The 26,603-nt window shown below is 71.6% G+C and carries 25 protein-coding genes and 1 tRNA gene; 16 read left to right on the forward strand and 10 right to left on the reverse strand.

Annotated elements, in window-relative coordinates:
* The first annotated feature begins 11 nt into the window (after positions 1-11).
* Positions 12-2,324, forward strand: a complete 2,313-nt coding sequence (locus OHT74_RS24105) for a hypothetical protein (RefSeq protein WP_328621353.1) — start codon at positions 12-14, stop codon at positions 2,322-2,324.
* Positions 2,324-2,872 (forward strand): hypothetical protein, encoded by a 549-nt coding sequence (locus tag OHT74_RS24110; protein ID WP_328621354.1) that lies wholly within the window; start codon positions 2,324-2,326, stop codon positions 2,870-2,872. Before OHT74_RS24105 ends, OHT74_RS24110 begins: the two co-directional genes overlap by 1 nt.
* Before the next feature lie 60 nt (positions 2,873-2,932).
* Here OHT74_RS24110 and OHT74_RS24115 read toward each other — a convergent pair.
* Positions 2,933-3,004: transfer RNA gene (locus tag OHT74_RS24115), tRNA-Cys, on the reverse strand.
* A 182-nt stretch (positions 3,005-3,186) separates the two neighbouring features.
* Here OHT74_RS24115 and OHT74_RS24120 point away from each other — a divergent pair.
* The 6 genes from OHT74_RS24120 (at position 3,187) to OHT74_RS24145 (ending at position 9,365) form a co-directional block, all read left to right on the forward strand.
* A complete protein-coding gene (locus OHT74_RS24120) occupies positions 3,187-4,677 on the forward strand; it encodes an MFS transporter (protein WP_328621355.1) in 1,491 nt (496 codons plus the stop codon).
* Positions 4,678-4,832: 155 nt separating this feature from the next.
* Complete coding sequence (locus OHT74_RS24125; RefSeq protein ID WP_328621356.1) at positions 4,833-5,033, forward strand: hypothetical protein; 201 nt, start codon at positions 4,833-4,835, stop codon at positions 5,031-5,033.
* On the forward strand, positions 5,030-5,428 hold the full coding sequence (locus OHT74_RS24130) for a type II toxin-antitoxin system death-on-curing family toxin (protein ID WP_328621357.1): 399 nt from the start codon (positions 5,030-5,032) through the stop codon (positions 5,426-5,428). Before OHT74_RS24125 ends, OHT74_RS24130 begins: the two co-directional genes overlap by 4 nt.
* Before the next feature lie 132 nt (positions 5,429-5,560).
* Complete coding sequence (locus OHT74_RS24135; RefSeq protein ID WP_266666635.1) at positions 5,561-7,345, forward strand: DEAD/DEAH box helicase; 1,785 nt, start codon at positions 5,561-5,563, stop codon at positions 7,343-7,345.
* 499 nt (positions 7,346-7,844) lie between these two features.
* Positions 7,845-8,486: an IclR family transcriptional regulator gene (locus OHT74_RS24140; protein ID WP_053784856.1), complete on the forward strand. Its 642-nt coding sequence runs from the start codon at positions 7,845-7,847 to the stop codon at positions 8,484-8,486.
* Between the two features lie 81 nt (positions 8,487-8,567).
* Positions 8,568-9,365 carry a YlbL family protein gene (locus tag OHT74_RS24145; protein ID WP_266994747.1) on the forward strand — a complete coding sequence of 266 codons (798 nt, stop codon included), beginning with the start codon at positions 8,568-8,570 and terminating at the stop codon, positions 9,363-9,365.
* Here the strand turns inward: OHT74_RS24145 and OHT74_RS24150 are convergent.
* The 4 genes from OHT74_RS24150 to OHT74_RS24165 all read right to left on the reverse strand — a co-directional run bounded on the left by OHT74_RS24150 (position 9,295) and on the right by OHT74_RS24165 (position 12,042).
* Positions 9,295-10,623, reverse strand: a complete 1,329-nt coding sequence (locus tag OHT74_RS24150) for an MFS transporter (RefSeq protein ID WP_328621358.1) — start codon at positions 10,621-10,623, stop codon at positions 9,295-9,297. The two genes, OHT74_RS24145 and OHT74_RS24150, sit on opposite strands and share 71 nt — an antisense overlap.
* Positions 10,620-10,829, reverse strand: coding sequence for a hypothetical protein (locus OHT74_RS24155; protein WP_328621359.1), 210 nt, complete (start codon positions 10,827-10,829; stop codon positions 10,620-10,622). The genes OHT74_RS24150 and OHT74_RS24155 overlap by 4 nt, the downstream gene beginning before the upstream one ends.
* Before the next feature lie 57 nt (positions 10,830-10,886).
* On the reverse strand, positions 10,887-11,492 hold the full coding sequence (locus OHT74_RS24160) for an ArsR/SmtB family transcription factor (protein WP_266666644.1): 606 nt from the start codon (positions 11,490-11,492) through the stop codon (positions 10,887-10,889).
* A 79-nt stretch (positions 11,493-11,571) separates the two neighbouring features.
* Positions 11,572-12,042 carry an Lrp/AsnC family transcriptional regulator gene (locus OHT74_RS24165; RefSeq protein WP_030299924.1) on the reverse strand — a complete coding sequence of 157 codons (471 nt, stop codon included), beginning with the start codon at positions 12,040-12,042 and terminating at the stop codon, positions 11,572-11,574.
* Between the two features lie 134 nt (positions 12,043-12,176).
* On the opposite strand from OHT74_RS24165, the gene hppD reads away from it, so the two are divergent.
* The gene (gene hppD / locus OHT74_RS24170; protein ID WP_328621360.1) at positions 12,177-13,322 is read left to right on the forward strand and encodes a 4-hydroxyphenylpyruvate dioxygenase; all 1,146 of its coding nucleotides are present in this window, start codon (positions 12,177-12,179) and stop codon (positions 13,320-13,322) included.
* Between the two features lie 135 nt (positions 13,323-13,457).
* Here the strand turns inward: hppD and OHT74_RS24175 are convergent, their stop codons facing one another.
* Entirely contained in the window at positions 13,458-15,017 is a 1,560-nt protein-coding gene (locus OHT74_RS24175) for a tetratricopeptide repeat protein (protein WP_328621361.1), read from the reverse strand.
* Between the two features lie 105 nt (positions 15,018-15,122).
* Here OHT74_RS24175 and OHT74_RS24180 point away from each other — a divergent pair, with 105 nt between their 5' ends.
* Positions 15,123-16,505: an FAD-binding oxidoreductase gene (locus tag OHT74_RS24180; protein WP_328623381.1), complete on the forward strand. Its 1,383-nt coding sequence runs from the start codon at positions 15,123-15,125 to the stop codon at positions 16,503-16,505.
* A 47-nt stretch (positions 16,506-16,552) separates the two neighbouring features.
* Here the strand turns inward: OHT74_RS24180 and OHT74_RS24185 are convergent, their stop codons facing one another.
* Positions 16,553-17,032 carry an SsgA family sporulation/cell division regulator gene (locus OHT74_RS24185; protein ID WP_266994735.1) on the reverse strand — a complete coding sequence of 160 codons (480 nt, stop codon included), beginning with the start codon at positions 17,030-17,032 and terminating at the stop codon, positions 16,553-16,555.
* 268 nt (positions 17,033-17,300) lie between these two features.
* On the opposite strand from OHT74_RS24185, the gene OHT74_RS24190 reads away from it, so the two are divergent.
* Positions 17,301-18,890 carry an RDD family protein gene (locus OHT74_RS24190; RefSeq protein ID WP_328621362.1) on the forward strand — a complete coding sequence of 530 codons (1,590 nt, stop codon included), beginning with the start codon at positions 17,301-17,303 and terminating at the stop codon, positions 18,888-18,890.
* A gap of 357 nt (positions 18,891-19,247) precedes the next feature.
* Positions 19,248-19,751, forward strand: coding sequence for an RDD family protein (locus OHT74_RS24195; protein WP_328621363.1), 504 nt, complete (start codon positions 19,248-19,250; stop codon positions 19,749-19,751).
* A 43-nt stretch (positions 19,752-19,794) separates the two neighbouring features.
* Here the strand turns inward: OHT74_RS24195 and OHT74_RS24200 are convergent, their stop codons facing one another.
* A complete protein-coding gene (locus tag OHT74_RS24200; protein ID WP_328621364.1) occupies positions 19,795-20,142 on the reverse strand; it encodes a hypothetical protein in 348 nt (115 codons plus the stop codon).
* 384 nt (positions 20,143-20,526) lie between these two features.
* Here OHT74_RS24200 and OHT74_RS24205 point away from each other — a divergent pair, with 384 nt between their 5' ends.
* Positions 20,527-22,938: an immune inhibitor A domain-containing protein gene (locus OHT74_RS24205; protein ID WP_266666658.1), complete on the forward strand. Its 2,412-nt coding sequence runs from the start codon at positions 20,527-20,529 to the stop codon at positions 22,936-22,938.
* Between the two features lie 112 nt (positions 22,939-23,050).
* Complete coding sequence (locus OHT74_RS24210; protein ID WP_030158646.1) at positions 23,051-23,353, forward strand: hypothetical protein; 303 nt, start codon at positions 23,051-23,053, stop codon at positions 23,351-23,353.
* 81 nt (positions 23,354-23,434) lie between these two features.
* Here OHT74_RS24210 and OHT74_RS24215 read toward each other — a convergent pair whose 3' ends face one another.
* Both OHT74_RS24215 and OHT74_RS24220 read right to left on the reverse strand, forming a co-directional pair.
* Positions 23,435-24,037 (reverse strand): nicotinamidase, encoded by a 603-nt coding sequence (locus tag OHT74_RS24215; RefSeq protein ID WP_266666660.1) that lies wholly within the window; start codon positions 24,035-24,037, stop codon positions 23,435-23,437.
* Positions 24,038-24,145: 108 nt separating this feature from the next.
* Complete coding sequence (locus tag OHT74_RS24220; RefSeq protein ID WP_328621365.1) at positions 24,146-25,474, reverse strand: nicotinate phosphoribosyltransferase; 1,329 nt, start codon at positions 25,472-25,474, stop codon at positions 24,146-24,148.
* An 81-nt stretch (positions 25,475-25,555) separates the two neighbouring features.
* Between OHT74_RS24220 and clpS the strand changes: the two genes are divergently transcribed.
* Complete coding sequence (clpS, locus tag OHT74_RS24225; protein ID WP_030866534.1) at positions 25,556-25,870, forward strand: ATP-dependent Clp protease adapter ClpS; 315 nt, start codon at positions 25,556-25,558, stop codon at positions 25,868-25,870.
* Positions 25,870-26,487 carry a DUF2017 domain-containing protein gene (locus OHT74_RS24230; RefSeq protein ID WP_266666664.1) on the forward strand — a complete coding sequence of 206 codons (618 nt, stop codon included), beginning with the start codon at positions 25,870-25,872 and terminating at the stop codon, positions 26,485-26,487. The genes clpS and OHT74_RS24230 overlap by 1 nt, the downstream gene beginning before the upstream one ends.
* The last annotated feature ends 116 nt before the right edge of the window (positions 26,488-26,603 follow it).

Below are 26,603 nucleotides of genomic sequence, written 5' to 3' on the forward strand. Positions count from 1 at the left end.
GCGGCGCCCCCATGCTGACGTACGAGAACGTGATGAATGCGCCCCTGGACAAGCTCCAGACTGCGGTCACGGACTGGAAGGCCATGGCCGACAAGCTGGACGAGATGGCCGAGGCCGCTCGCAACGGCATGAAGGCCAAGGCCGACAAGGCCGAGTGGAGCGGGGTCGCCGCGGGCGTCGGGCGGGCGTTCGTCGACAAGACGGCCAAGGAGTTCGAGGACGCGGCCAAGGAGGCCAAGGGCGTCCACCAGCTCCTCAGCGACGGCCACACCACCATCAAGACGGCCCGGGACGCGCTCAAGAAGGCCGCCGACGAGGAGGCCCCGGCCGCCGGCTTCCGCGTGGATGCGGCCGGCAAGGTCTCGGCCGTCCCGATGGACCCGAAGACCGAGTTCGCGGCCCGGCACGACCCGGACTACCCCGAGTTCAAGCGCAAGCAGGAAGAGAACCGCAAAGCCTGGCAGGCGAGGGTGGACCGGCTCGTCGAGGACTGCGCGGACGCGGACGATTCCCTGGCCCGCGCACTGCGCGCCAACGTCTCGGACGACCACGACTTCACCGCGCCGAAGTACACCAGCCTGGACGGCGAACAGGCCGACCGGGCGGCCGAGCTGATGAAGAAGCTCAGCAAGGAGCCGGGCGGGGTGGCCCGCAACCCCGAGGCGCTGCGTGAGCTGGAGGACCTGCTCGACGACAACCGCAACGACGCCGAGTTCGCGCCGGACTTCTACCGCAAGCTCGGCCCCGAAGGCACGCTCGAGGCGTACGCGAAGCTGTCCATCGACGCGTCGACCCTGGGCGAGGCCGGCAAGGACCGCCTGGCGATGGTCGGCAACATCCAGAACGACATGGGCGCGATGCTGGGGCTCGCCACGCAGAAGAGCTCGCCGAACCAGCTGGATGCGGCGTGGACGACCGACCTGATGAAGGCCGGCCGCAAGGAGATGCAGGTCACCGGCGATCTGACCAGCAAGATCTACGGTTACCAGGCGCTGGGCGCGCTGCTCCACGAGGGCAAGTACGACAAGGACTTCCTGACCTCGGTCGGCCGGGACATGGTCGCGTTCGACCGCGAGAACCCGAAGGCCTGGGAGCACGGCTCTCCGTACGACCCGAAGACGCTGCTCAGCCAGGGCAAGGACGGCAGCCGGGGCTTCTACCCGCTGACGGGTCTGATGGACGCGATGTCCCACAACCCGGACGCGGCGACGGCGTTCTTCAACGAGCCGGTCCGTCAGGACAGCAACGGCGACGGCATCGTCACCACGGCCGACAAGGTCGTGGACGGCCAGCACGGCAAGGCCCGTGGGGTGGTCGACTACATGCTCGACAAGGAGTCGTGGGCCGATGCCTTCGACCGGACGCCCAGCCACCCCTACGGCGAAGCGGGCCCGGCCCAGGACGCACTCGGCAACGCCCTCGAGGCGGCCGTCTCGGGCCGCGTGCCGGGCGACGAGGATGCGAAGCCGGTGCCGCACACCAAGGAGATGGCGGCCGTGATGGAACGGGTCGTCGAGAAGATCGGGGACAAGCCCGAGCTCGTCACCGGGAAGCCCGGCGAGGACGGCAGCGACCCGTTGAAGGGGCTGTCGGGCCACTTCGGCCAGATGGCCGCCGAGTACATGCCCGACATCCAGGCGTCGGCGGAGAACGGCAGCGAGATGATCAAGGCCAATGGGGAGATGGCCAAGTTCCACAAGGCCGACATGGCGGCCTTCATCGGCGCGGTGGGCCAGGACCCGGACGCGTACGGCGCCATGACCGCCTCCCAGCGGGCCTTCACGACCACGCTCATCAACGACGTCATCGCGCATCGCAGTGAATACGACGATGTCGACGCGGCGATCAAGAGTGCCGTGCACCCGGGCGGTCAGATCGCGGGCATCCTGTCCGAGGCCAGGGCCGAGGGCACGTTCGGCGAGAACGCCCATACGAAGGAAGAGTACGTAAAGGGCGTCGAGGACAACGCCAAGTGGGTCAACCGCGCAATCAGTGCGGCAGGCGGCAAGTATTTGGAGATGGTCCCCCTGGCCGGGGACGTCGTGGAGTGGCTCCAGGAGGACATCACGGAAGGCCTGGTCGAGCGGGCGACGAAGGACAAGGCCGAGAAGATCGGCGAGATCGACCACAAGGCGGTGATCGACTACACGGACGCCCAGACGGAGGCCGGGTTGTCGGCAGCGCAGTCGGTCCGGAAGGCCGCCGAGGGAACCGGCATGACCCAGCGGACCATCGACGCCCTCGCCGGAGTCGCGTCGACCGAGACCGCGAACGCCCATGCCGTCGGCCGAGGCCAGGTCGCGACGTCCAATGGAGGTTCCTGATGCCTATCCATCGGTCCGCCCTTGTGCTGGCGGCTGCCGCCCCCGTAGCACTGGCCGCACTGACCGGCTGTTCCGAGGGGACCCAAACGGCTGCCTCGAAGCTGCCCGAGCGCACCTGCTTCGGAGTGTTCTCCCGAGCCGACCTGGGGCCCTTGGTGGGCAACGGCGAGCAGGTGAAGGAGTCGGGACCGGCCGACATGCAGCTGACCGCAGTGCGCCGGGGCGCCACGTGCAGTGTCGACGTGGACGGCAAAGATCGGTTCCAGGCCTCGGCAACGCGCCAGCCGCTGGAGCAGAGCTTCTTCTGGAACGCCGAGCTGATCCAGCCGCCAGCGGACCCGCTGCCGTTGGGCGACAAGGGCATCGTGTACAACACGGGGGCCCGGGTACTGCTCGTCTGCAAGGGGAGCGACGAGCCGTTCCAGGTCGAGCTGTCGCTCAGCGGATCCACCGACCAAGTCGACAAGGACGGATCCCGCCCGTTGTTCACCCGGCTCATGACGAAGTTCGTCGAGGCGGGCAAGCAGCAGACCCGGTGCGCGAGCTAGCCGACACCGCGGGACGGAAGAGAGAAGGCCGCTCAGAACACTCCTGAGCGGCCTTCGGAGAAGCCGTGGCGGGAATTGAACCCGCGTGCCTCGCTTTGCAGGCGAGTCCCTAGGCCACTCGGGCACACGGCTGTGGGGTGGTTACGGGTACGACCGTACGGGGGGTCCCGAGGGGCGGGAAGGGGGAGGCGCGGGGCTGCAATGCGACTGCCATGCTGCGTTCATGGGCTGCGTGGTCCTAGGTCCCGCGGCCTACCGTCGAATCCGCCGAATTGACAGGGGCGTAGCCCAGCAGAGGCGCTTACTCTGGGGCGATGAGTGCCCTTGAACCCCGCGTGCCACAGCGCAGTGTGCCGGTCCCGCCCGAGCCCCAGGGCGGGATTCTGGGGTCCGCGTACCGGACGCTCAGTATCGGGATCATCTCCGTCATTTTTCTGATCGCCTTCGAGGCGACCGCCGTGGGGACGGCCATGCCCGTCGCCGCGCGGGAGCTGGAGGGGATCGGGCTGTACGCCTTCGCCTTCTCCGCCTACTTCACCACCAGCCTCTTCGGGATGGTGCTGTCCGGGCAGTGGGCCGACCGGCAGGGGCCGCTGCGGCCGCTGACCGTCGGGATCGGGGCCTTCGCCGCCGGGCTGGTGCTCGCGGGCACCGCCGGGGACATGTGGGTGTTCGTCCTCGGGCGGGCCGTGCAGGGGTTCGGCGGCGGGCTCGTCATCGTCGCCCTGTACGTCGTGGTGAGCCGGGCGTACGAGGAGCGGCTGCGGCCCGCGATCATGGCTGCCTTCGCCGCGAGCTGGGTGGTGCCGTCGATCGTCGGGCCACTGGCCGCGGGGACCGTGACCGAGCACCTCGGCTGGCGCTGGGTGTTCCTCGGCATACCGGCGCTGGTCGTCGTCCCGCTGGTGGTGGCCCTGCCGGCGATACGGCGGACCGCGTCCGGGCCGGTGGATCCGGACGCGGCGCCCGCCGCCCTCGACCGGCGGCGGATCCGGCTGGCGCTCGGGATCTCCGTCGGGGCGGGGCTGTTGCAGTACGCCGCCCAGGACCTTAGGTGGCTGTCGCTGCTCCCGGCCGCGGCCGGTACGGCGCTGCTGGTGCCCGCCGTACGGGGGCTGCTGCCGCGCGGGACCTACCTGGCGCGGCGGGGGCTGCCGTCGGTGGTGCTGCTGCGCGGGGTGGCCGCGGGGTCGTTCATCGCCGCGGAGACCTTCGTGCCGCTGATGCTGGTCACCCAGCGGGGGCTGAGCCCGACGCTGGCCGGGTTCTCGCTGGCCGCGGGCGGGGTGACCTGGGCGGGCGGCTCGTGGCTGCAGTCGAAGGGGCGGATGGCGCCGTACCGGGAACGGCTGATGGTCGCCGGGATGGTGCTCGTGGCCTTCGCCATCGCCACGGCCCCGGCCGTGCTGATCGAGTCCGTGCCGGTGTGGACGCTGGCCGCTGCGTGGGCGGTGGGGTGCCTGGGGATGGGGCTGGTGATCGGCTCTACGAGCGTGCTGCTGCTGGAGCTTTCGGCGCCGGAGGAGGCGGGGGCCAATTCCGCTGCGCTGCAGATCTCGGACGCGCTGGCCAATGTGGTGCTGCTGGCGGCGGGGGGCGCGGCGTTTGCCGCGCTGGGCGGGGGAGCGGTGGGGGCCGCGCATGCCGTGACCGGGGATGCGGCGTCGGGTTCGCACCCGGGGGCGTTCGTCGTGGTGTTCCTGCCGATGGCCGCGGTGGCGTTGGTGGGGGCCTGGGTTGCGACCCGGCTGTACGCCGATCGGCCGCCGGGGCCGGTGGCTGCGCAGGCGCAGGCGCACGCGTAGGGCACGCGTAGGCGGTTTGCGCCGCGGGCCGCCGGGGGCTCCGCCCCCAGACCCTCGCGTCCCCCTCCATCGCAGGCGGGGCTGGATTTGCCCCGGCCCGCCGGTGCTCCCGAAAAGCGGGTGAGGCTTGGGGGGTCTGTGCGTAGCCTGCGGGGATGGACAACTTGATCATTCGGCTTGAGGGCGCTGACCGGGCAGGGCTTGCCGATCTTGCCGATGCGAGTGGGCGGACCCCCGAGGAAGTGGCGCAGGAGGCCGTGCGCCAGTACCTGCAGCAGGAGCGGGCGCGGGTCGGGAGCGAGGCCGCGCGGTTGGCGCAGCGGCATCAAGTGCTGTTGAAGAGGCTCAGCCAGTGACCGGGCCCGGGATCGGCGTGCGGCATCTGACCCTCGCCGAGGTGCTGGACGTGGCCCGGGTCGCCTGCCTCGCCAACGAGCAGAGCGTCGGGCTGCGCGCGCCCGGGCTGCTGGAGTCCGCCGTGCATCGGCCGCGGGCCCGGATGTTCGGGACGCCGGCGTACGAGGACCCGTACGAGCAGGCCGCCGCGCTGCTGCACGGGATCGCGATCAATCACCCCCTCGTGGACGGGAACAAGCGGACGGCCTGGCTCGCCGCCGCGACCTTCCTGGCCGTGAACGGCATCAACCTCGCCGACGCCGACCAGGACGCCGCGTACGACCTGGTCATCGATGTCGCGGCCGGCGACGAGCCCGATGTGGCGCGTATCGCCGAGCGGTTGCGCCGGATGTGACGCTCACCGCACCCGCCGAGGTCACGGGCCTGTCCCTCCGCGAGGGGCCGGCCGGCCCCGGTAAGGTGGCCCGGTTGTCCTACGTACGACCGCCGCCACCGCCACCGCCACCGAGAGCCCGAACCGGAGACCGTGACTACTACCGCCTCCCACCACCTCTCACCCGCCTTCCCCGGCCGTGCCCCCTGGGGTACCGCCAGCAAGCTGCGCGCCTGGCAGCAGGGTGCGCTGGACCGGTACGTCCAGACCCAGCCCCGCGACTTCCTCGCGGTCGCGACGCCCGGCGCAGGCAAGACGACCTTCGCGCTGACGCTCGCGTCCTGGCTGCTGCACCACCATGTCGTGCAGCAGGTGACCGTCGTCGCGCCGACCGAGCACCTGAAGAAGCAGTGGGCCGAGGCCGCCGCCCGGATAGGCATCCGGCTGGACCCGGAGTACTCCGCCGGGCCGCTGAGCAAGGACTACCACGGGGTCGCCGTCACGTACGCGGGTGTGGGCGTGCGGCCGATGCTGCACCGCAACCGCTGCGAGCAGCGCAAGACCCTCGTCATCCTCGACGAGATCCACCACGCCGGTGACTCGAAGTCCTGGGGCGAGGCCTGCCTCGAGGCCTTCGACCCGGCGACCCGGCGCCTCGCGCTGACCGGTACGCCCTTCCGGTCCGACACCAACCCCATTCCCTTCGTCACGTACGAGGAAGGGAACGACGGGATCCGGCGGTCTTCCGCCGACTACACCTATGGGTACGGGAACGCCCTCGGCGATGGTGTCGTGCGGCCCGTGATCTTCCTTTCCTACAGCGGCAACATGCGCTGGCGCACCAAGGCCGGCGACGAGATCGCCGCCCGCCTCGGCGAGCCGATGACCAAGGACGCCATCTCGCAGGCCTGGCGCACCGCGCTGGACGCGCGCGGCGACTGGATGCCGAACGTGCTGCGCGCCGCCGACCAGCGGCTGACCGAGGTCCGCAAGGGCATCCCGGACGCGGGCGGGCTCGTCATCGCCTCCGACCAGGACTCGGCGCGTGCGTACGCCAAGCTGATCCGCGAGATCACCGGGACGAAGGCCACCCTGGTGCTCTCCGACGACACCGGTGCCTCGAAGAACATCGACACCTTCAGCGGGAACGACGACCGCTGGATGGTCGCGGTCCGGATGGTGTCCGAAGGCGTCGACGTACCGCGCCTCGCGGTGGGCGTGTACGCGACGACGATCTCGACGCCGCTGTTCTTCGCACAGGCCGTCGGGCGCTTCGTGCGCTCGAGACGGCGCGGCGAGACGGCTTCCGTGTTCCTGCCGACCATTCCTTATCTTCTGGGCTTCGCCAACGAGATGGAGGTCGAACGCGACCACGTCCTCGACAAGCCGAAGAAGCAGGGCGAGGACGACCCGTACGCCGAATCCGAGAAGGAGATGGACGAGGCGAACCGGCAGGAGGACGAGGACACCGGCGAGGACGAGCAGATGTCCTTCGAGGCGCTGGAGTCCGACGCCGTCTTCGACCGGGTGCTGTACGACGGCGCCGAGTTCGGCATGCAGGCGCACCCGGGCAGCGAGGAGGAGCAGGACTACCTCGGCATCCCGGGCCTGCTGGAGCCGGACCAGGTGCAGATGCTGCTGCAGAAGCGGCAGTCGCGGCAGATCGCGCACAGCCGGCGCAAGCCGGACGCGGAGGCGGACCTGCTGGAGCTGCCGGCGGACCGGCGGCCGGTGGTCTCGCACAAGGAGCTGCTGGAGCTGCGGAAGTCGCTGAACACGATGGTGGGGGCGTACGTCCACCAGAGCGGCAAGCCGCACGGGGTGATCCACACCGAGCTGCGCCGGGTGTGCGGCGGGCCGCCGAGCGCGGAGGCGACTGCGGGGCAGCTGCGGGAGCGGATCAAGAAGGTGCAGGAGTGGGCCACGCGGATGCGGTGAGCCCGCCGTCCCTTTCCCCGGTCCTCCCGTCCGTCCTGCGGTCGTCCCGTCCTTCCGTCCTTCCGTCCTTCTGTCCTTCTGTTCTTCCGCACTCCGTTTCTACGGACTGTGACCCGGGGTTCGTGCGGAGATTCGTACGGGCCCCGGTCACGTTCCGTGTCCGTCCGCGGGTCCGCGTACGACGCTGCGGGGGTCGCGGACCCGGGACCGGCGTCGGGGGATCGCACAGGTACCGCCGGCGGGCCGAGGTCACGAATCGGCTCCGCGGGCGATCCTGAACCGGCACAAAGGGGCAGTTGGCGCCCGGATTCTGGACGAGGCCTTCCGCTGAGCGGACCCGCTCGCTACTGTCCCCGCATCGAACGCCCCGTGGCAGCGCCGCCGCGGGAGCGCAGCCGGTGCCATGGCCGCTACCGGCGGCCTCTCCGTGCGTCGCCGTGGGACCGGCGTCGTTCCATCCCGAGAGTCACCGCCGCTCACCGAGAGAGGGAGAGGCGTCGTGACCGCGGAAACCTCCCAGACTCTGGACCGAGGGCTCAGAGTCCTCAAACTGCTCGCCGACACCGACCACGGTCTGACCGTCACCGAGCTCTCCAACCGCCTCGGTGTGAACCGCACCGTGGTCTACCGCCTGCTGGCCACCCTCGAGCAGCACGCCCTGGTCCGCCGTGACCTCGGCGGCCGGGCCCGCGTCGGGCTCGGGGTGCTGCGGCTCGGGCGGCAGGTGCATCCGCTCGTGCGCGAGGCGGCCCTGCCGGCGCTGCGGTCCCTCGCCGAGGACATAGGCGCCACCGCGCACCTGACCCTCGTGGACGGCACCGAGGCACTCGCCGTGGCCGTCGTCGAGCCGACCTGGACCGACTACCACGTGGCCTACCGGCCCGGCTTCCGCCACCCGCTGGACCGCGGGGCAGCCGGGCGGGCCATTCTGGCGGCCCGTCAGGGCACGCTCACCGAGCCCGGCTACACGCTGACCCACGGGGAGCTCGAAGCGGGCGCCAGCGGCGCGGCAGCGCCCCTCGTGGGCATCACGGGACTGGAGGGCAGCGTGGGCGTCGTGATGCTGTCCGACGCCGTGCCCGAGCGGGTCGGCCCGCGCGTCGTGGATGCAGCCCGCGAGGTCGCCGACGCCCTGCGCTGACGCACGGCCCTGACACCCTGCGCCGAGGGTGGTGGGATGGCGGGGCGTGGGGGCGTCGGGGGCGCCCGATAGATTGGGCGGGTGCTCTCTCGCCTCACACGTCTGCCGCGTCCCGCCGCCCTGGCCGTCTGCGCCGTGCCCGTGCTCGGGCTGTTCGCCGCCGTGGCCTTCGCGCCGCTGCCCTTCGTGATCGCCCAGCCGGGGCTCACGGCCGACGTGCTCGGCGCCCGCGACGGCAAGCCCGTGATCACCGTGACGGGCGCCCCGACCCGGCAGACCACGGGCCAGCTCCGGATGACGACCATCCAGGCCACCGGTCCCTCCACCACCGTGACCCTGCCCGAGCTCGTCGACGACTGGTTCGACAGCAGCCGGGCGGTCCTGCCCAAGGAGGCGGTCTACCCCTCGGGCGGAAGCGACAAGGAGATCGAGGCGCACAACCTGGAGGAAATGGCCACGTCGCAGTCGACGGCCACCCAGGCCGCCCTCGGCTACCTCCACAAGGACCCGAAGGACGTGAAGGTCCAGCTCAACCTCGCCGATGTGGGCGGCCCGAGCGCCGGCCTGCTCTTCTCCCTCGGCATCGTCGACAAGCTCGACGGCGACGGCAGCGGCGGCGATCTCACCGGCGGCCGCACCATCGCCGGTACGGGCACCATCAGCGCGGACGGCAAGGTCGGCGCGGTCGGCGGCGTGGCCCTGAAGACCCAGGCCGCACAGCGCGACGGGGCGAGCGTGTTCCTCGTACCGGAGGCCGAGTGCGCCGACGCGCAGTCCGAACTCCCCGAGGGGCTCCGGCTGGTCCCCGTCAGTTCGCTGAAGGACGCGGTGCAGTCGCTTCGTGCGCTGACCCGGGGAGAGCCGGTTCCGTCCTGCTGACCTCGGCGGCGATGCCGGCGGAGCCGGCCGGCTCCGGTGCGCGCTCCATCGTGCGCCAGGCCGGGAAGAGCAGCGGCGCGAGCGTGGTCAGCAGGTACACGCCGCCGAACAGCAGCAGTGCCGGGGTCGCCCCGAACCCGTCGACGAGCAGGCCCGCCGCTAGCCCGCCCAGCGGCATGGTCAGCTCGCAGCCCGCGGTGGTCACGCCCGAGACGCGGCTGCGCAGCTCGTCCGGGACCCTCTCGTAGAGCACGGTGGTCAGGATCGGGTTCAGCATGCCCGCGCCCAGCCCGGACAGCGCCATCGTCACCGCCAGCGGCAGCGGGGTGTCGGTGAAGGCGGCCACCGCGTACCGGGGTGCACCGCACAGCAGGAAGGCCGTCGTGTACACGGTCCTGCGGGAGAACCGCTCGCCCCACGCCCCGTAGAGCAGGGCGCCCAGCAGCGCGAAGCCGCCGAAGAGGGAGACGAGCAGGCCGACGGCGGTGGCGCCGCCGAGGGCCTCGCGGCCGTGCACGGGAAGCAGGACCGCGGACCAGCCCTGGTCCAGGCCGTTGGTCATCATCACCATCACGGTGATGCCGGCCAGCAGCCGCGAGCGGCTGAGGAAGGTCCAGCCCTCGGCCAGTTCGGCCCGGTAGCCGGCGAAGGAGATCTTCCCGGCGGACCGCTGCGGCTCGGCGGCCGGGACCCCGCGCAGGAACGCGGTGACCAGCAGCGCCGACACGGCGAAGGTGGCCGAGTCCAGCAGCAGGGCGGACTCGGCCCCGAACACCGCGATCAGTACGCCGGCCAGCGCGGCCCCGATCATCCGGGCTCCGCGGGAGACCGCGTCATACAGGCTCGCCGCCCGGGTCACGGTGGTTCCGGCGTGCTCGGCGAGGTCCGGCAGCAGGACGCCGCGGGCGGTCAGGCCGGGCGTGTGGACGAGGCCCCCGACGGCCATCAGCGCGCACAGCATCCAGAACTCCAGCGCGCCCGCGTAGTGCAGCAGCGGGATCGCGCCGACCGAGACGGCGCAGATGAGGTCGGAGGCCGCCGAGACCCGGCGGCGGCCGATCCGGTCGATGACGGGGCCGCCGACGAGCGCGGCGACGACGACGGGCAGGGTGGCGCAGAAGGCGACGACCCCGGCCCGGCCGGCGCTGCCCGTCGTCTGGAGCACGAACCACGGGACGCCGATCAGGGTGAGCGAACTGCCCGCGATGGAAATGGTGTTGGCGGCCAGCACGGCCGCGAAGGGCCGGCGCCGGCTCATGCGGCGTGCTGGAAGCGGGCCTGGACGTGGGAGGGCTGCATCAGCCGTATCCCAGCGCTGACGAGGGCCTCGCCGAGTCGGTCGCGCAGGGCGGGGGTGGTGTCCGCCGACCGGGCCAGGTGCCGGGCGGCGGCTTCGAGGGCCAGTTCGGCGGTGCGGGCGGTATGGGTCTCGGCGTGCATCTCGGCGTGGGTGAAGGTGTTCATGGCAGGGCGACTCCTTCTGGCGAGCGGGAAAAGGGAAATCGGCGGGGCGGCTGGCCGCTAGTCGCCGTTGTGGCGCGGGAAGGCGTGCGTGTGGATGCGGACCGTCTCCGCGTCGTCGGCCGCCGGCAGGTCGCGGTAGCTGTTGACCAACTCGTGCATCTTGTGGACGAGTTCATGGCTCTGGGCGGGCGACAGGCGCAGCGTGAAGTCGCTGAGGTCCGACGCGGCCCGCCACTCCTGGGGCCAGGTGTGGGCGCTGCCGAGCCAGGTGCTCATCTCCTGCGCGTGGATCGCCGTGATCGAGTGCAGGAAGGTCTCGGCGGCGCTGCGCGTCTCCGGGTCGGTGGCGTACATCAGGGACTCGTCGAACTGCGTGCCGTCGTGGGCGGCCTTCCACCACCGCTCGCGTCCCTTGCCGTGCCCGGGCGCGTCCTCGACGAACCCGTGCGCGGCGAGCTGGCGCAGGTGGTAGCTGGTGGCCCCGCTGGACTCCCCGAACTTCTCCGCCAGCTGCGAAGCGGTGGCCGGGCCGTCATGGCGCAGGGCGGCAAGCATGCGGATGCGCAGCGGGTGGGCGAGGCCGCGCAGGGAGCGGGCATCGAGCGTGCGGACCAGGGGTTCCTCGTCCGCTGGGGTGTCCGGGGCTTCCGGCTTTTCGGGCATGCCTCAACTCTAGGGTTGCAAAGACTTCTGTGCAAGGGTTTCTTTGCAAGCCTTTCTTTGGAGCGTCGGGCGTCGACTCTCAGCCTTCGTGTGCCGCCTGCTCCACCAGGGGGATGACCCGTAGTGGTACCGGGTTCTCCATGACGATCGCCGTCGAGGCCCGCACGATCCCCTCGAACCCGACGACCCGGTCGATCACCCGCTGCAGATCGGCGTTGGACCGGGCCACGAGCCGGCACAGCATGTCCCCGTGCCCGGTCGTGGTGTGCAGCTCCAGCACCTCCGGCACGCCGTTCAAGTGCGCCCGCACGTCGGCCCCTTGGCCCTGCTTGATCTCCAGCGTCGCGAACGCGGTCACCGGGTACCCGAGGGCCGCCGGATCCACCTGCGGCCCGAAGCCGCGGATGACCCCGTTCGACTGGAGCCGGTCGAGCCGGGCCTGCACGGTGCCGCGGGCCACACCGAGCCGGCGCGATGCCTCCAGGACGCCGATCCGGGGCTCGCGGGCGAGCAGGACGATGAGTCGCCCGTCGAGTTCATCGATGCCCATGATTCCTCCGGGGTGGGTGCGATGGGTGGTCATACTGCACAGATCATTCAACAATCCTCCGTCCCAGCTGGTCAGTCTGTACAGCCAAATAGGAAACTATTGCGCAGCTTGTGGATCGGCGGGACTCTGCGCTCATGACTGAGACCCTCGAAACCACCCCGCACACCGCGCGTGAGGCAGACCCCTTCCCGGTGAAGGGCATGGACGCGGTCGTCTTCGCCGTAGGCAACGCCAAGCAGGCCGCGCACTACTACTCCACCGCCTTCGGCATGAAGCTCGTCGCCTACTCCGGACCGGAGAACGGCGTCCGCGAGACGGCCAGCTACGTCCTGACCAACGGCTCCGCGCGCTTCGTCCTGACCTCGGTGATCAAGCCGACGACGGACCACGGCCGTTTCCTCGCCGAGCACGTCACCGAGCACGGCGACGGTGTCATCGACCTCGCGATCGAGGTCCCGGACGCGCGGGCGGCGTACGCGTACGCCGTCGAGCAGGGCGCGCGCGGGCTCGACGAGCCGTACGAGATGAAGGACGAGCACGGCACGGTCGTGCTGGCCGCCATCGCGACGTACGGGCAGACCCGCCACACGCTGGTCGAGCGCGTCGACTACACCGGGCCGTACCTGCCGGGTTACGTCGCCGTCGAGCCGATGGTGGCAGCGCCGGCCAAGCGGACCTTCCAGGCGATCGACCACTGCGTGGGCAACGTCGAGCTCGGCCGGATGAACGAGTGGGTCGCGTTCTACAACAAGGTCATGGGCTTCACGAACATGAAGGAGTTCGTGGGCGACGACATCGCGACCGAGTACTCGGCGCTGATGTCGAAGGTGGTCGCTGACGGGACGAAGAAGGTCAAGTTCCCGATCAACGAGCCGGCGATCGCGAAGAAGAAGTCGCAGATCGACGAGTACCTGGAGTTCTACGGCGGCCCCGGCGTCCAGCACATCGCGCTGGCCTCGAACGACATCGTGGCCACCGTGCGCACGATGCGCGCGGCGGGCGTGCAGTTCCTTTCGGTCCCGGACTCGTACTACGACACGCTCGGCGAGTGGGTCGGTGACACGCGGGTGCCGATCGACGAGCTGCGCGAGCTGAAGATCCTGGCCGACCGGGACGAGGACGGCTACCTGCTGCAGATCTTCACCAAGCCGGTGCAGGACCGCCCGACGGTGTTCTTCGAGATCATCGAGCGGCACGGCTCGATGGGCTTCGGCAAGGGCAACTTCAAGGCGCTGTTCGAGGCGATCGAGCGGGAGCAGGAGAAGCGCGGCAACCTCTAGGCCGCGGATCCCGGGCCCCTGGCGCTGTCGGTCGGCGCCGGGGGCCCTGCCGTCGCCCGCCGGGGGCACCTGGTTCCGGTGCGGCGCCGTTGCCGGGGGCTCCGCCCCGGGCCGCCGCCCCCGGGCCCGCGCGCCTCAGACGCGGGCGGGGCCGGGTTTGCCGGGCCCGGGTGACGGGCTCGGCTTCGGCTTCGGTTTCGCCGCCGAGGCCGGGGGCGTGGGTTTGGCCGCCTTGGGGAGGTCCGGGGCCACCCACGGTTTGACCGGCTGCATGTTCTCCGGGCCGCCCGCCGGCGGCTGGCCGATCGAGGCGAGGGCCTCCTTCGCCGGCGGGACCCGGGCGGGGGAGAACCGCGGGTTCGTCCGCAGCGCCTCCTGCAGGTGCCGCCGGGCCCCCGCATCGTCGCCCAGACTCCGCTCGATCATCGCCCGGTGGTACGCGAAGTCCGCGCTCCGCGCCCCCCGCTCCGTCGACTTCTTCGCGTACTCCAGCGCCCCCGCGTCGTCGCCCGTCTTGTGCAGCGCCCACCCCAGCGCATCCGCCACCTGCATGTTCTTGTGCCGCGCCCACTCCTGCGTCAGCCGCCGCACGGCCACCGCCGGATCCCCGTGGTCCGCCTCGAACAGGCCGAGGACCACCGCCTCGTTCACCCCCTCCGCCGCGCCCCGCGCAGCCGCCGCGCGCAGCATCTCGTACGGCGCCTTCGCCTCGTCGCCGCGCCCCAGCGCATCCAGCAGCTCGCCCAGCTCCAGCGCCAGCCGCGGCTCCTGCGCCCGGCCCAGCGCCAGCCGGTAGTCCCGGACGGCCTCCCCGCCCCGGCCCAGCCCGGCCAGTGCCCGGCCCCGGCCGCCCAGCGCCTCCGCCTGCGCCGGGTCCGCCCGCAGCGCGCCCTCGTACTGGCGCAGCGCCTCCTTCGCGTCCCCCCGCTCCCAGGCCAGCTCCCCGAGCCGGAACAGTACGTACGCCTTCTCCGTCGGCGACTTCGCCGCACCCCCCGCGTGCTCCATCGCCATCGTCGCGTCCTCGCGCCAGCCGCGGTCCCGGTACACCTGCGAGGCCCGGATGAACGCCGCCAGCCCCGGCCGCAGGTCGACCAGCCGCTCCATCGACCGCTCGGCGGCCTTGTAGTCGCCCAGGCCCGTGTACGCGTCCACCAGCACCGGGTACGCCGTCCACCGCTTCGGCGCCTGCGCCCGTACGAGCTCGCCCCACTTCTTCCCGGTCCCGAAGTCGCCCCGGGCGTTGGCCAGCGTGCCCATGCCCGTCATCGCGTCGAAGTTGCCCTTCTCGGCCGGGCGGATCTCCAGCGACCGCTTCAGCGCCTTCTCCGCCTTCGGATACCAGCCGGGCTCCGCCGTCCGGCGCGCCTGCTCCAGGTACGCCGCCCCGAGCACCGCCCAGGACGCGTCGTCCTTCTCGTGCCCCGCGACCCACTTCTCCCGGTCCGCGACCAGCGCCGTCAGGTCCACCGCCGCCGCCGGCGCACCCATGCCGACCGCCGAGGCGGCCCGCTCGGTGGGCCCCGGCGGGCGCGCGTCGTCGCCCTGGCGGGCCGGCCGGATCAGCAGGGCCCCGGCGATCAGGACCACCGCGACCGCGGCCGCCACGAGCGTCTTGCGGCCGGTGAAGGTCACGGGTGGCGCGGGCTGCTGCGCTTCCTCGTCGATTCGGGCGATTCGGTCGATACGGTCCATGGGGTCACTGTGCGTCAATATGATGAGTTAGTTGAGGTGTCCGAAGCCCGTCGCGGCCGTGTTCACACCGATGGCCCCCGGTGTCACGCTGGGCTCATGGATGTCATGGACGACGATCTCTCCGTACGTCTGCGCGCGAGCCTCCTGGAGGGGCTCCCCGCCGAGGCCCTCCTCACCGATCCCGAGGTGACCGCCTCCTACGCCACCGACATGGCCAACTTCTGCGCCGCCGGCACCCCGGCGGCCGTGGTCCTGCCCCGCACCGTCGAACAGGTGCAGCACGTGCTGCGCACCGCCACCGCCCTACGGGTCCCGGTCGTCCCGCAGGGCGCCCGCACGGGTCTGTCGGGCGCCGCCAACGCCTCCGACGGCTGCATCCTGCTCTCCCTCGTCAAGATGGACCGGATCCTCGAGATCAACACCGTCGACCGCATCGCCGTCGTCGAACCCGGCGTCGTGAACGCGGTGCTCTCACGGGCCGTCGCCGCGCAGGGCCTGTACTACCCGCCCGACCCCTCCAGCTGGGAGCAGTGCACGATCGGCGGCAACATCGGCACCGCGTCCGGCGGCCTGTGCTGCGTCAAGTACGGGGTCACCGCCGAGTACGTGCTCGGCCTCGACGTGGTCCTCGCCGACGGGCGGCTCCTGCGTACGGGCCGGCGTACCGCCAAGGGCGTCGCCGGGTACGACCTCACCCGGCTCTTCGTCGGCTCCGAGGGCAGCCTCGGCGTCGTCGTCCAGGCCGTCCTCGCCCTGCGCCCGGCGCCGCCCCGGCAGCTCGCGCTGGCCGCCGAGTTCCCCTCGGCCGCGGCCGCCTGCGCGGCCGTCTGCGCCGTCATGGAGGCCGGACTCACGCCCTCGCTGCTGGAACTGATGGACCGTACGACCGTTCGCGCCGTCAACGCACTCGGCAGCATGGGCCTGCCGGACACCACCGAGGCCCTCCTCCTCGCCGCCTTCGACACTCCGCACGCGCCCGACGACCTCGCGGCCGTGGGCAAGCTGTGCACGGCCGCCGGAGCCACCGCCGTCGTCCCCGCCGAGGACGAGGCCGAGTCCGAACTGCTGCTCCAGGCCCGCCGGATGTCGCTGACCGCCCTGGACACCCTGCGCCCGGCGACGATGATCGACGACGTCTGCGTACCGCGCTCGCGGCTCGCCGAGATGCTCGACGGAACGGCCGCCATCGCCCGCACGTACGACCTGCTCATCGGGGTCTGCGCGCACGCCGGCGACGGCAACACCCACCCGGTGGTCTGCTTCGACCCGGCCGACGAGGACGAGACGCGCCGGGCCCGCGAGTCCTTCGACGAGATCATGGCGCTGGGACTGGCCCTCGGCGGGACCATCACCGGCGAGCACGGGGTCGGGGTCCTGAAGAAGGAGTGGCTCGCGAGGGAACTGGGGCCGGTGGGGCTGGAGATGCAGCGCGCGGTCAAGCACGCCTTCGATCCACTCGGCCTGCTCAACCCCGGCAAGCTCTTCTGACCGCACGGCGGGTATGGAACGTACGAGGCTGAGATGACGGATCCGCATCACAGGTCGCCGTCCGCCGACTCGTCCGACGGCCACGGGTCCCGCATCCACAGGTCGTCGGCCGGGGTCGGCGCGAGCAGCTCCGCCAGCGCGTCGTCCAGGCCCAGCCGCTCGGCCTCGGTGCCGGGCGGGACCACGCGCAGCGTGCGCTCCAGCCAGGCCGATACCGAGCCGGCCGGGGCCTCCAGCAGCGCGTCGCCGTCGGGGGAGGACAGGGCCATGCAGAGGACGGCCCTGTTGTCGACCTTCGTGGGCCAGATCCGGACGTCTCCGTGGCCGCACGGACGGAACACCCCCTCGACCAGCAGCTCACGGGCGAAGGTCCAGTTGACCGGGGTGCTGGAGCCGGTGTGGAAGGTGACGTGCACGGCGTACGGGTCGTCCGTCAGGTAGACCAGCCGGGCGGGGACGGCGACGCTGCGCTCGGGGGACAGGACCAGCTTGAGTTCCAGCTCGCGCTCGATGACGGGGTGGTGCATGACGGCCTCACTTCGGGATCTCCGGATCGCGATGCGGGGCCGGTTCGCGCCCCACACCCGGAGAGAGCGCCGGTGTGCCCGGGTATGACGCGACTTCGCGCACCGAATCGGGGATTGGCTTGATCCTGTCGGGTGACCGAAAACAGCCGTATGGTGCGACGTTCGCTCAAAGGCTTGGATTCTCCCGTTACCGGACCTGTCGGGGCACGGTTCTTGGCTATGGTCCTCCCCTTGCACAAGCCTCAAGCCACGATCGGAGTTGGGGACATTGACGGCCTCCCCTGGTGACGGCGAGCACGCGGCCCGCGAGGGCTACTACCCCGATCCGTCCATCCCCGGCTTCGTCCGGTACTGGAACGGCCTCAACTGGGTTCCGGGTACGAGCCGCCCTGCCGCCCGGTCCGACGAGACGGGCCCGGTGTTCCTGGACGAGACCGGCGTGACCGAGGCACTGCCCGAGCCCGAGCCCGAGCCCGAGCCCGAACCCGTCGCCGGGCCGACCGTACCGGCGCCCGCGGCGGCGCCCGCCTGGCAGGCCGACCCGCTGCACCAGTCCGGCTTCGGCGGGCCCCGCGACCACCTGGTGTCCTGGGGCAGCCCGCCGCCGCCGGAGCCCGACCCGGGGCACGCGCCCGCCCGTTCGGCGGGGGTCTCGCTGGGGCGCGGGCCGCGTCCGGAGCCGCTGGACGCGGCCGAGCGGCCGGAGCGTGGGCCGGGGGTGTCCTTCGCCCGTACGCCGTCCGCCGCCGCGGCGGCGACCGCGGAGCGGTTCCCGGCGCAGGCCGCGGCGCGGGGCTCCGCCGAGGGCGTGGGGATCCTGTCCGCGCGCTCCCCGGCCGCCCAGGCCCAGGCCCAGGCCCCGGCGCCCGCGCCCGCTCCGGCTCCGGCTCCCGTCGAGACCGAGTGGCCCGCCGCCCCCGGGGGCAGTGCCGGGTCGTCCGGGCTCACCTCCTCATGGCCCCAGACCCCGCTACGGCGCGACCCGGCACCGCGGCGCGATCCGGTGGCGGCCCGGCCAGAGCCCGAGGCCCCGGCGGCCTGGGACCCGGCTGCCCGGCCCGAGCCGGAGGCCCCGATGCGCCGCGACCCGGTGGCGGGCCCCGAGCCCGAGACGCCGGTGTGGCGCGAACCGGCTGCCGCCGCTTCGGCAGCCCGGCCCGTAGATGCGCCGTCGTCGCCGGCTGCGCAGTCCCCGGCGGCCCGCCGGCCCGCGTCCGGGTCCCGGCCCGCCGCAGGGTCCGCCCCGGCTGCTGCCCCTGCCCCCCGCCGGGTGGCCACCCCCGCCGAGGCGGACCACGGCCTCGAGGCGTCGGCGGGATCGGCACCGGCGGCCGGCCGTACGGCCCCCCGGCCCACCGAGCGGGCCGTCTTCGAGCGGATGGCGGAGCGGGCCGTCCGCCCCGCCGGGCTCGTGCGCCGGGCCCTGGCCCGCGTGCTGGACACCCTTGTACTCGGCGCGGTCGCGGTGGGCACCGCCCGGCCCCTCGTCCCCGCGGCCACCGCCCACCTCGAGGCCAAGGTCGACGCCGCGAAGGGCAGCGGCCGGACCACCACCGTGTGGCTGTTCGACACCACCATGGCCGGATACCTGGGCCTCGTCCTGGGCGCCGTACTGCTCTTCGGGGTGTTCTACGAGGCGCTGCCCACCGCCCGCTGGGGCCGCACCCCGGGCAAGAAGCTCCTCGGGATCCGGGTGCTGTCCGCCGCCACGCTCCGCCCGCCCACGTTCGGCGCGGCCCTGCGCCGCTGGCTGGTGTACGCGCTCCTCGGGCTCCCCGGCAGCCTCTGGTGCCTGGTGGACCGGCCCCGCCGCCGGAGCTGGCACGACCGGGCGGCCAGGACGTACGTGGCCCGCTAGGGCTCCTGTCCGGGGCCCGGACAGGGCCTTGGGGGGTGCCTTCCCCCGAACGGACGCCGTCCCGTTGCGGGGTTCACGGAGCCGGGTTCGACTCGGGCCATGAGTACCGATCAGCCGCCGCCGGGCCAGCCGCCCGAGGACGACCCGTTCCTCAAGAAGCCCCAGGAACCGACGCCTCCGTCGGGCGGCTCGCCGTACGGCCCGCCGCCGGGAGGCCCGACCCCGCCTCCGCCGCCGGGCGGCCCGTACGGCGGCGGTGCAGGCGGCGCCGGAGGTGCAGGGGGCGGCGCCGGTGGGTACCCGCCACCGCCGCCCCCTTACGGCGGAGGCGGTGACTCGTACGGCAGCGGCGGAGGCATGCCGGATCCGCTGGCCGGGATGCCCCCCCTCGCCGACACGGGCAGGAGGCTCGTTGCACGCCTCATCGACTTGATCATCGTGTCCGTGCCCCTCGCCCTCATCCGGTGGGCGTTCGACTGGAATTTCTACCGTGTGGACACGGAGAAGGGTGAGGACGCCAGCGACGTCGTGAACAGGTGGTACGCCGGCAGCGGCCTGGTCTTCCTGCTGATCTCGATCGTTGCGTACGTCGGCTACGACTGGTGGTTCACCAAGAGCAGCGGTCGGACTCCCGGCAAGAAGTGGATGCGCATGCGTGTCGCGATGCTCAACGACGGCAGCGTTCCGACGTCCAATGCCTCTCTGGCGCGCGCCGCCGCTCTCTGGCTGCCGTGGCTGGTCTGCTGCCTCTGTGGCTGCCTCTGGCCGATCGTGCTGTTCATCTCGGTGCTTGTCGACAAGCCGTACCAGCAGGGTCTGCACGACAAGGCCGCCAAGACCGTGGTGGTCAGAACGACGTAGCTCACGTTCCGCCGAGCCGTGGGGGCGTACGGCTCGGTACGGCTCAGTGGTGCACCGGCTGTTCGACGGCGGCCGCCCGGGGCTCAGGCACCCGGGCGGCCGCCGCGTCTGCGGGGACGGAGTCCACGAGGGCCGGTTCGGGCGTGATTTCGGCAACACCGGGGGAAGCGACAGGGGTACGGGCGGGGGCTCCGGCGGGGGCGGCGTGCCGGCCGCGGCGACGGGGGCTCGCGGCGGTGAGCGCGACGAGCAGTCCGAGGGCCAGTGCGGCGGTGGCGATGACGGCGATCCCGCGCCCCGTGCCCGTCTGCGAGAGCAGCAGCATGGCGATCGTCGAGACGACGACGGTGGCGGACCCGTAGAACAGCTGGGCGGCAGTCGGACGCGGCATGGCGATATCCGTCCTCAAGGCGGGGAGGGGGAGTCTGCTCAACAAGGTCGCGCGTCAAGTGACTCTACGTCGGGGGATTCCCGAGCGGAACCGCCAGTAAGCGTGACCTAACCCACGGTGCCCGGAGCATGGGGGGCGCACGGGTTCACCCACCCGTCCCACGGTGTGGTCAGGACGCGCCCTTCGTCCTATATGGCAGAGGAACGTCCGCATACCGGAACTCCCTGACCGCATAGTGCAGTTGTAAGGAAGAAGTCAAGGTCTGTCTTTTCTTTAGACTCTCCGGTCAAATGTCGTCACTTGAGACGCGCGCCGCGCGGAACCCCCCGCTCCTATGGAGACGTTCCGACCTGTGTCGCGGCCGCGGGAGGGGAACGACATCAAGTGACCAGCAATTCCAGCCGTCGACGAGCACTGCGTACCGCAGCCATCGGTGTGACCCTGGCCGCGACTGCGGCTTCCGGCGCCTTCCTCGTCACTGCCCAGGCTTCCGAGGCGCCGTCGACCGCGCCCGCCGCGGACCGCCAGGACCCGACCGCTCCCGCGAAGGAGCAGGTCCAGCACAACCTGAAGGGCCCGTTCAGCGACCAGCAGGCCCAGGCGCGGGAAGCCGCGCTCGACCAGGTGCTGTCGGGCAAGAAGACCGTCGAACAGCGGGGCGCCTCCAAGGTCGTCAAGCTCGACGACAAGAAGTACGTCGAGCTCGGCCGCGAGAAGACCGACAAGATCTTCACGATCCTCGTCGAGTTCGGGGACCAGGTCGACAGCACGACCATGTTCGACCCGGACGGTCCGGACGGCCCGAAGCCGGCCGCCCCGAAGTACGGGGGCAACCCCGGTCCGGCGCGCAACCAGATCGCCCAGCCGGACCGCGCCACGAACAACAGCACCGCCTGGCGCAAGGACTTCAGCCGCGAGTACTTCCAGGACCTGTACTTCGGTACCGGCCAGGGCAAGAACTCGCTGAAGACCTACTACGAGAAGACCTCCTCGGGCCGCTACTCGGTCGAGGGCGAGGTCGCCGACTGGGTCAAGATCCCGTACAACGAGGCCCGTTACGGCTCGAACTACTGCGGTCAGACCAACTGCGCCAACGTGTGGGACACCGTCCGCGACGGTGTCAACGCGTGGGTCGACGCCCAGAAGAAGGCCGGCAAGACCGACGCCGAGATCAAGGCCACGCTGGCCCAGTACGACCAGTGGGACCGCAACGACTTCGACGGCGACGGCAACTTCAACGAGCCCGACGGCTACATCGACCACTTCCAGATCGTCCACGCGGGCGAGGACGAGTCGGCCGGCGGCGGTGTCCAGGGCACCAACGCGCTGTGGGCGCACCGCTGGTACGCCTACGGCACCGACGCGGGCAAGACCGGCCCGGCCGACAACAAGGCCGGCGGCACCCAGATCGGCAACACCGGCATCTGGGTCGGCGACTACACGATGCAGCCGGAGAACGGCGGCCTCGGCGTCTTCGCGCACGAGTACGGCCACGACCTCGGCCTCCCGGACCTCTACGACACCTCCGGTGGCGGCGAGAACTCGGTCGGCTTCTGGTCCCTGATGTCCGCCGGCTCCTGGCTCGGCAACGGCAAGGACTCCATAGGCGACCTCCCGGGCGACATGACCGCCTGGGACAAGCTCCAGCTGGGCTGGCTGAACTACGACACGGCCAAGGCCGCGACGAAGTCCACCCACAAGCTGGGCGTCTCGGAGTACAACACCAAGGACAAGCAGGCGCTGGTCGTCGAGCTGCCGAAGAAGCAGGTCAAGACCGACATCGTCGCTCCCGCCGAGGGCTCCTCGCAGTGGTGGAGCAACATGGGTGACGACCTCAAGAACACCCTGTCGCGCTCGGTCGACCTGACCGGCAAGTCCTCCGCCGCAGTGTCCCTCAAGGGCTGGTGGGACATCGAGAAGGACTACGACTACCTCTACACCGAGGTGTCCACCGACGGCGGCGCCACCTGGACCGTCGTGAACGGCACCGCCAACGGCAAGGCCATCCCGGCCGACGCCGCGGGCAACGCCGGTCTGACCGACGCCTCCGGCGGCTGGCAGGACCTGAAGTTCCCGCTCGACGCCTACGCCGGCAAGAAGATCGACCTCCGCTTCCGCTACGCCACGGACGGCGGCGCGGGCGGCAAGGGCTTCACCGGTGACGCCTTCACCATCACCGCGGACGGCCAGAACCTGTTCACCGACGGCGCCGAGAACGGCGACAACGGCTGGACCGGCAAGGGCTTCTCGCGCATCGGCGCCGGCTTCACCAAGGAATACCCGCAGTACTACATCGCGGAGAACCGCCGCTACGTGTCGTACGACTCCACCCTCAAGGTGGGCCCGTACAACTTCGGCTACGCCAACACCAAGCCGGGCTGGGTCGAGCACTACCCGTACCAGGACGGCCTGCTGATCTGGCTGTGGGACAAGTCCCAGAAGGACAACAACACCAGCCAGCACGCGGGCCAGGGTCTGATCCTTCCGATCGACGCCAACGCCAAGCCGATGAAGTGGGCGGACGGCACCCTGCTGCGGAACAAGATCCAGCCGTACGACGCGACGTTCAGCGCGTACTCGACGGACGCGTTCACCCTGCACAAGAACGGTGAGTCGCTGTTCCTGAAGCCGAAGCCCGCGAACATGGTCTTCGACGACCACAAGGGCAAGTACTTCTACGACGAGAACCCGACCGGTTCGGTGAAGGTCACTGACACCAACACCAAGATCAAGATCGCGAAGGAGACGTACGACGGTCTCCAGATGACGATCGAGGTCGGGCCCGCCGCCAAGTAAAACGGCAAACCCACAGGTCAAAGCATGATCGGCCGTCGCCCTCTAGCGGGCGGCGGCCGATCGCGTTTAGATGCGGGTGCGAGTTTTCTTATTGACGGGGGAGCTGAAGATCATGCCCGGTGGAGGTTTCGTCAGATTGCCAGGCGGCAGCGTGGTGGTCGCGCTCACGCTGCCGAGGCCGTGCGGCGAGGGCGGAAACGTCCGTGTGCTGGTACATGCCGCGAACCGGGCCCGCGCCCTGACCAGGCTGCGGAACCTCGGGATGCGGGCGGTGTACCTGCGCGGCAACGCGCAGCCGCCGACCCCGGACGAGGTCACGGCCGTCCTGCACCACCCGGACGGGCTGCTGTGGCGCGGAGCCCCGGACCGGGCCCAGGAGCTCTGGCACCCGATCCGCGCCCTGCTGGGCCACTAGCCACTAGCCACCAGCCGCCAGCCGCCAGCCGCCAGCCGCCAGCCGCCAGCCGCCAGCCGCCGCCGCGGCCCGCCTCGCCCGTCACGGGCTCTGGCGGGGGCTCTCGCCGACGAGCCCGACCCCGGCCGACCGGAGCTCCTCGACCGCCCGCGCGGCGGTGTGGGGGGCCACGGCGGCCGTCAGGTCGAGCAGCACGCGGGTGGCGAAGCCGGCACGGGCCGCGTCGAGGGCCGTGGCGCGCACGCAGTGGTCGGTGGCGATCCCGACGACGTCCACCTCGGTGACCTGCCGGTCGCGCAGCCACCGGGCGAGCGGGGTGCCGTTCTCGTCGGCGCCCTCGAACCCGCTGTACGCGGCCTCGTACGCCCCCTTGTCGAAGACGGCGGCGACGGCCCCGGAGGCGACCGCGGGCGCGAAGTTCGGGTGGAACCCGACGCCCTCGGTACCGGCGACGCAGTGCACCGGCCAGGAGGTCTCGAAGTCCGGCTCGGCCGGGGGGTGCGCGAAGTGCGACCCGGGGTCGACGTGGTGGTCGCGGGTGGCGACGACGTGCCGGTAGCCGGCCGTGGCCTGGCCGATCAGCTCGGTGATCGCGGCGGCGACGTCGGCCCCTCCGGTGACCGCGAGGCTGCCGCCTTCGCAGAAGTCGTTCTGTACGTCGACGACGATCAGTGCGCGGTGCATGTCGCGTGTCCTTCGGTTGTCGTATGTGACGCTGCGCGGGCTCTTCCCCCACCCCGCCCCTCCCCGAAACCGGGGGCGCCACCCCCGGCGCCGGGTCCCCGCACCGGGCTACGCGTACTCGGTCGGGAGCACCGGCTCGCCGCGCGAGAGCTGCGTCGCGGAGAGCGGGAGGCCGGCGCGGGCCTGCCGGTGGCGCTCACGCGGCGCCTCCAGGGACTCCCGGGCGACCACCTCGCCGGCCTTGACCAGCTCGACCAGCAGCTGCCGGTCCACGAGCGCGGACGGGACGGGCCCCGTGCCGACCACCTCCGCCTCGGCGACGCCCTCCGTGTCCACCCGCCGCGCAGCCCACTTGCGGCCGCCGATCGAGGTCTTCCCGCCCGTGGACTTCTTCGCCACCGGCACCAGCGGAGCCTTGGGGTCCGCCGACGCGGCCCGCGCCACCAGCTTGTAGACCATCGAGCACGTCGGGTGCCCGCTGCCCGTCACCAGCTGCGTGCCGACCCCGTACGCGTCCACCGGAGCCGCTGCCAGCGAGGCGATGGCGTACTCGTCCAGGTCGGAGGTGACCACGATCTTCGTCGCCGTCGCGCCCAGCTCGTCCAGCTGCTGCCGCACCCGGTGCGCGACCAGCAGCAGGTCGCCGGAGTCGATCCGGACCGCCCCCAGCCCCGTACCGGCGAGCTCGACGGCCGTCCGCACGGCCTCCGCCACGTCGTACGTGTCCACCAGCAGGGTCGTCCCGCTGCCCAGCGAGGCCACCTGGGCCTGGAAGGCGTCCCGCTCGGTGTCGTGCACCAGCGTGAAGGCGTGCGCCGAGGTCCCGACCGTCGGGATCCCGTACCGGAAGCCGGCCGCCAGGTCCGAGGTGGAGGTGAAGCCGCCGACGTACGCGGCGCGCGAGGCCGCCACCGCCCCCAGCTCGTGGGTGCGCCGTGCACCCATCTCGATCAGCGGCCGGTCACCGGCCGCCGAGGCCATCCGCGAGGCCGCGGCCGCGATCGCCGAGTCGTGGTTGAGGATCGACAGGATGACCGTCTCGAGCAGCACGCACTCGGCGAAGCTGCCCTCGACGCGCAGGATCGGCGACCCGGGGAAGTAGACCTCGCCCTCCGGGTAGCCCCAGATGTCTCCCGAGAAGCGGTACGAGGACAGCCAGTCCAGGGTCCGCATGTCGACGACGGCCCGCTCGCGCAGGAACTCCAGCACCGCGCTGTCGAAGCGGAAGTTCTCCACCGCGTCCAGGACGCGGCCGGTGCCGGCCACCACGCCGTAGCGGCGCCCCTCGGGCAGCCGCCGGGTGAAGACCTCGAAGACCGAGCGGCGATCGGCGGTGCCGTTCGCCAGGGCGGCCTGCAGCATCGTGAGCTCGTAGTGATCAGTGAAGAGCGCTGTCGACGGCACGTCCACCGGCAGGCCCAGGTCCGCAGGGTTCATGGCACGGATGCTAGCGCACATTTCGTCAGAGTGACGAGATCTCGGGACCCGTTTGTGCGACCGGCCGGTCGCAGTGGCAGCATGGGACAAGTGAGTGTTGCTCCCATTGAGATCGAACGCACCGAGTCGGCCGAAGAGACCTTCGCGGTCCCCGAACCCGACGTTCCCTGGGTGACCCTGGTGCACAACGACCCGGTCAACCTCATGAGCTACGTGACGTACGTGTTCCAGGCGTACTTCGGCTACTCCAAGGACAAGGCGCACAAGCTGATGCTCGACGTCCACCACAAGGGGCGGGCGATCGTGTCCAGCGGCACCCGCGAGGAAATGGAGCGCGACGTGCAGGCCATGCACGGCTACGGCCTGTGGGCGACCCTCTCCCAGGACCGCATCTGATGGGGCGGACCGCCGGAATGTTCGAAGCCCTCAAGGGCGGCGGCGCCACCGTCACGCTGGACGAGATCGAGATCTCCATCCTGCGCTCCCTCGCCGCCCAGCTGCTGGAGCTCATCGGCCCGGGCGCGCCCGAGCCCGACGAGGACGCCGACCCGCTCGCCGTGCTGTTCGCCGAGGGCAACGAGGGACCCACCGAGCGCCCCTCCGACCCCGCGCTGATCCGGCTCTTCCCCGACGCCTACGGCGGCCCCGGCCCCGAGGATCAGAAGGTGGACCCGGAGGAGCTCGCCGCCCGGTCGGCGGAATTCCGCCGGTTCACCGAGAACGACCTGCGCAGCCGCAAGCGGGAGGACGCGCTGGCCGTCGTACGCAGCCTGGACGCGCTCACCCCCGGCGGGGACGGGGCGGCCGTGCTCGAGCTCACCGGGGAACTCCCGCTGCGCTGGCTGGGGGCGCTCAACGACCTGCGCCTGACCATCGCGGCCCGCCTCGACATCACCGAGGACGACGAGAGCGCGATGCTCTTCCGGCTGCCGGACGACGACCCGCGCAAGCCGATGGTGATGGCCTACCTGTGGCTCGGCGGCCTCCAGGAAACACTCATCGAAACCCTCTGAGACCCCTCGGAACCCTCAGGAAAGCCTCAAGTCCGAACACTGTTCGCGCCGCGTTCGTGCCGCGTTCGCTCAGCGGACGCTCAAATCCGGATAACGATCAGATCACCGCGATGCGG

Origin of the sequence: Streptomyces sp. NBC_00354 (assembly GCF_036106915.1) — a bacterium.
Lineage (GTDB): Bacteria > Actinomycetota > Actinomycetes > Streptomycetales > Streptomycetaceae > Streptomyces.

Bases quoted from the DNA above. Each gene is read 5' to 3' on its own strand.
- OHT74_RS24120 (WP_328621355.1), top strand. From the start codon at position 3,187: ATGAGTGCCCTTGAACCCCGCGTGCCACAGCGCAGTGTGCCGGTCCCG.
- OHT74_RS24160 (WP_266666644.1), bottom strand. From the start codon at position 11,492: ATGCCCGAAAAGCCGGAAGCCCCGGACACCCCAGCGGACGAGGAACCC.
- OHT74_RS24105 (WP_328621353.1), top strand. From the start codon at position 12: ATGCTGACGTACGAGAACGTGATGAATGCGCCCCTGGACAAGCTCCAG.
- hppD (WP_328621360.1), top strand. From the start codon at position 12,177: ATGACTGAGACCCTCGAAACCACCCCGCACACCGCGCGTGAGGCAGAC.
- clpS (WP_030866534.1), top strand. From the start codon at position 25,556: ATGGGACAAGTGAGTGTTGCTCCCATTGAGATCGAACGCACCGAGTCG.
- OHT74_RS24125 (WP_328621356.1), top strand. From the start codon at position 4,833: ATGGACAACTTGATCATTCGGCTTGAGGGCGCTGACCGGGCAGGGCTT.
- OHT74_RS24200 (WP_328621364.1), bottom strand. From the start codon at position 20,142: ATGCCGCGTCCGACTGCCGCCCAGCTGTTCTACGGGTCCGCCACCGTC.
- OHT74_RS24230 (WP_266666664.1), top strand. From the start codon at position 25,870: ATGGGGCGGACCGCCGGAATGTTCGAAGCCCTCAAGGGCGGCGGCGCC.
- OHT74_RS24155 (WP_328621359.1), bottom strand. From the start codon at position 10,829: ATGAACACCTTCACCCACGCCGAGATGCACGCCGAGACCCATACCGCC.
- OHT74_RS24210 (WP_030158646.1), top strand. From the start codon at position 23,051: ATGCCCGGTGGAGGTTTCGTCAGATTGCCAGGCGGCAGCGTGGTGGTC.
- OHT74_RS24195 (WP_328621363.1), top strand. From the start codon at position 19,248: ATGCCGGATCCGCTGGCCGGGATGCCCCCCCTCGCCGACACGGGCAGG.
- OHT74_RS24180 (WP_328623381.1), top strand. From the start codon at position 15,123: ATGGACGACGATCTCTCCGTACGTCTGCGCGCGAGCCTCCTGGAGGGG.
- OHT74_RS24165 (WP_030299924.1), bottom strand. From the start codon at position 12,042: ATGGGCATCGATGAACTCGACGGGCGACTCATCGTCCTGCTCGCCCGC.
- OHT74_RS24185 (WP_266994735.1), bottom strand. From the start codon at position 17,032: ATGCACCACCCCGTCATCGAGCGCGAGCTGGAACTCAAGCTGGTCCTG.
- OHT74_RS24110 (WP_328621354.1), top strand. From the start codon at position 2,324: ATGCCTATCCATCGGTCCGCCCTTGTGCTGGCGGCTGCCGCCCCCGTA.
- OHT74_RS24175 (WP_328621361.1), bottom strand. From the start codon at position 15,017: ATGGACCGTATCGACCGAATCGCCCGAATCGACGAGGAAGCGCAGCAG.
- OHT74_RS24220 (WP_328621365.1), bottom strand. From the start codon at position 25,474: ATGAACCCTGCGGACCTGGGCCTGCCGGTGGACGTGCCGTCGACAGCG.
- OHT74_RS24150 (WP_328621358.1), bottom strand. From the start codon at position 10,623: ATGAGCCGGCGCCGGCCCTTCGCGGCCGTGCTGGCCGCCAACACCATT.
- OHT74_RS24215 (WP_266666660.1), bottom strand. From the start codon at position 24,037: ATGCACCGCGCACTGATCGTCGTCGACGTACAGAACGACTTCTGCGAA.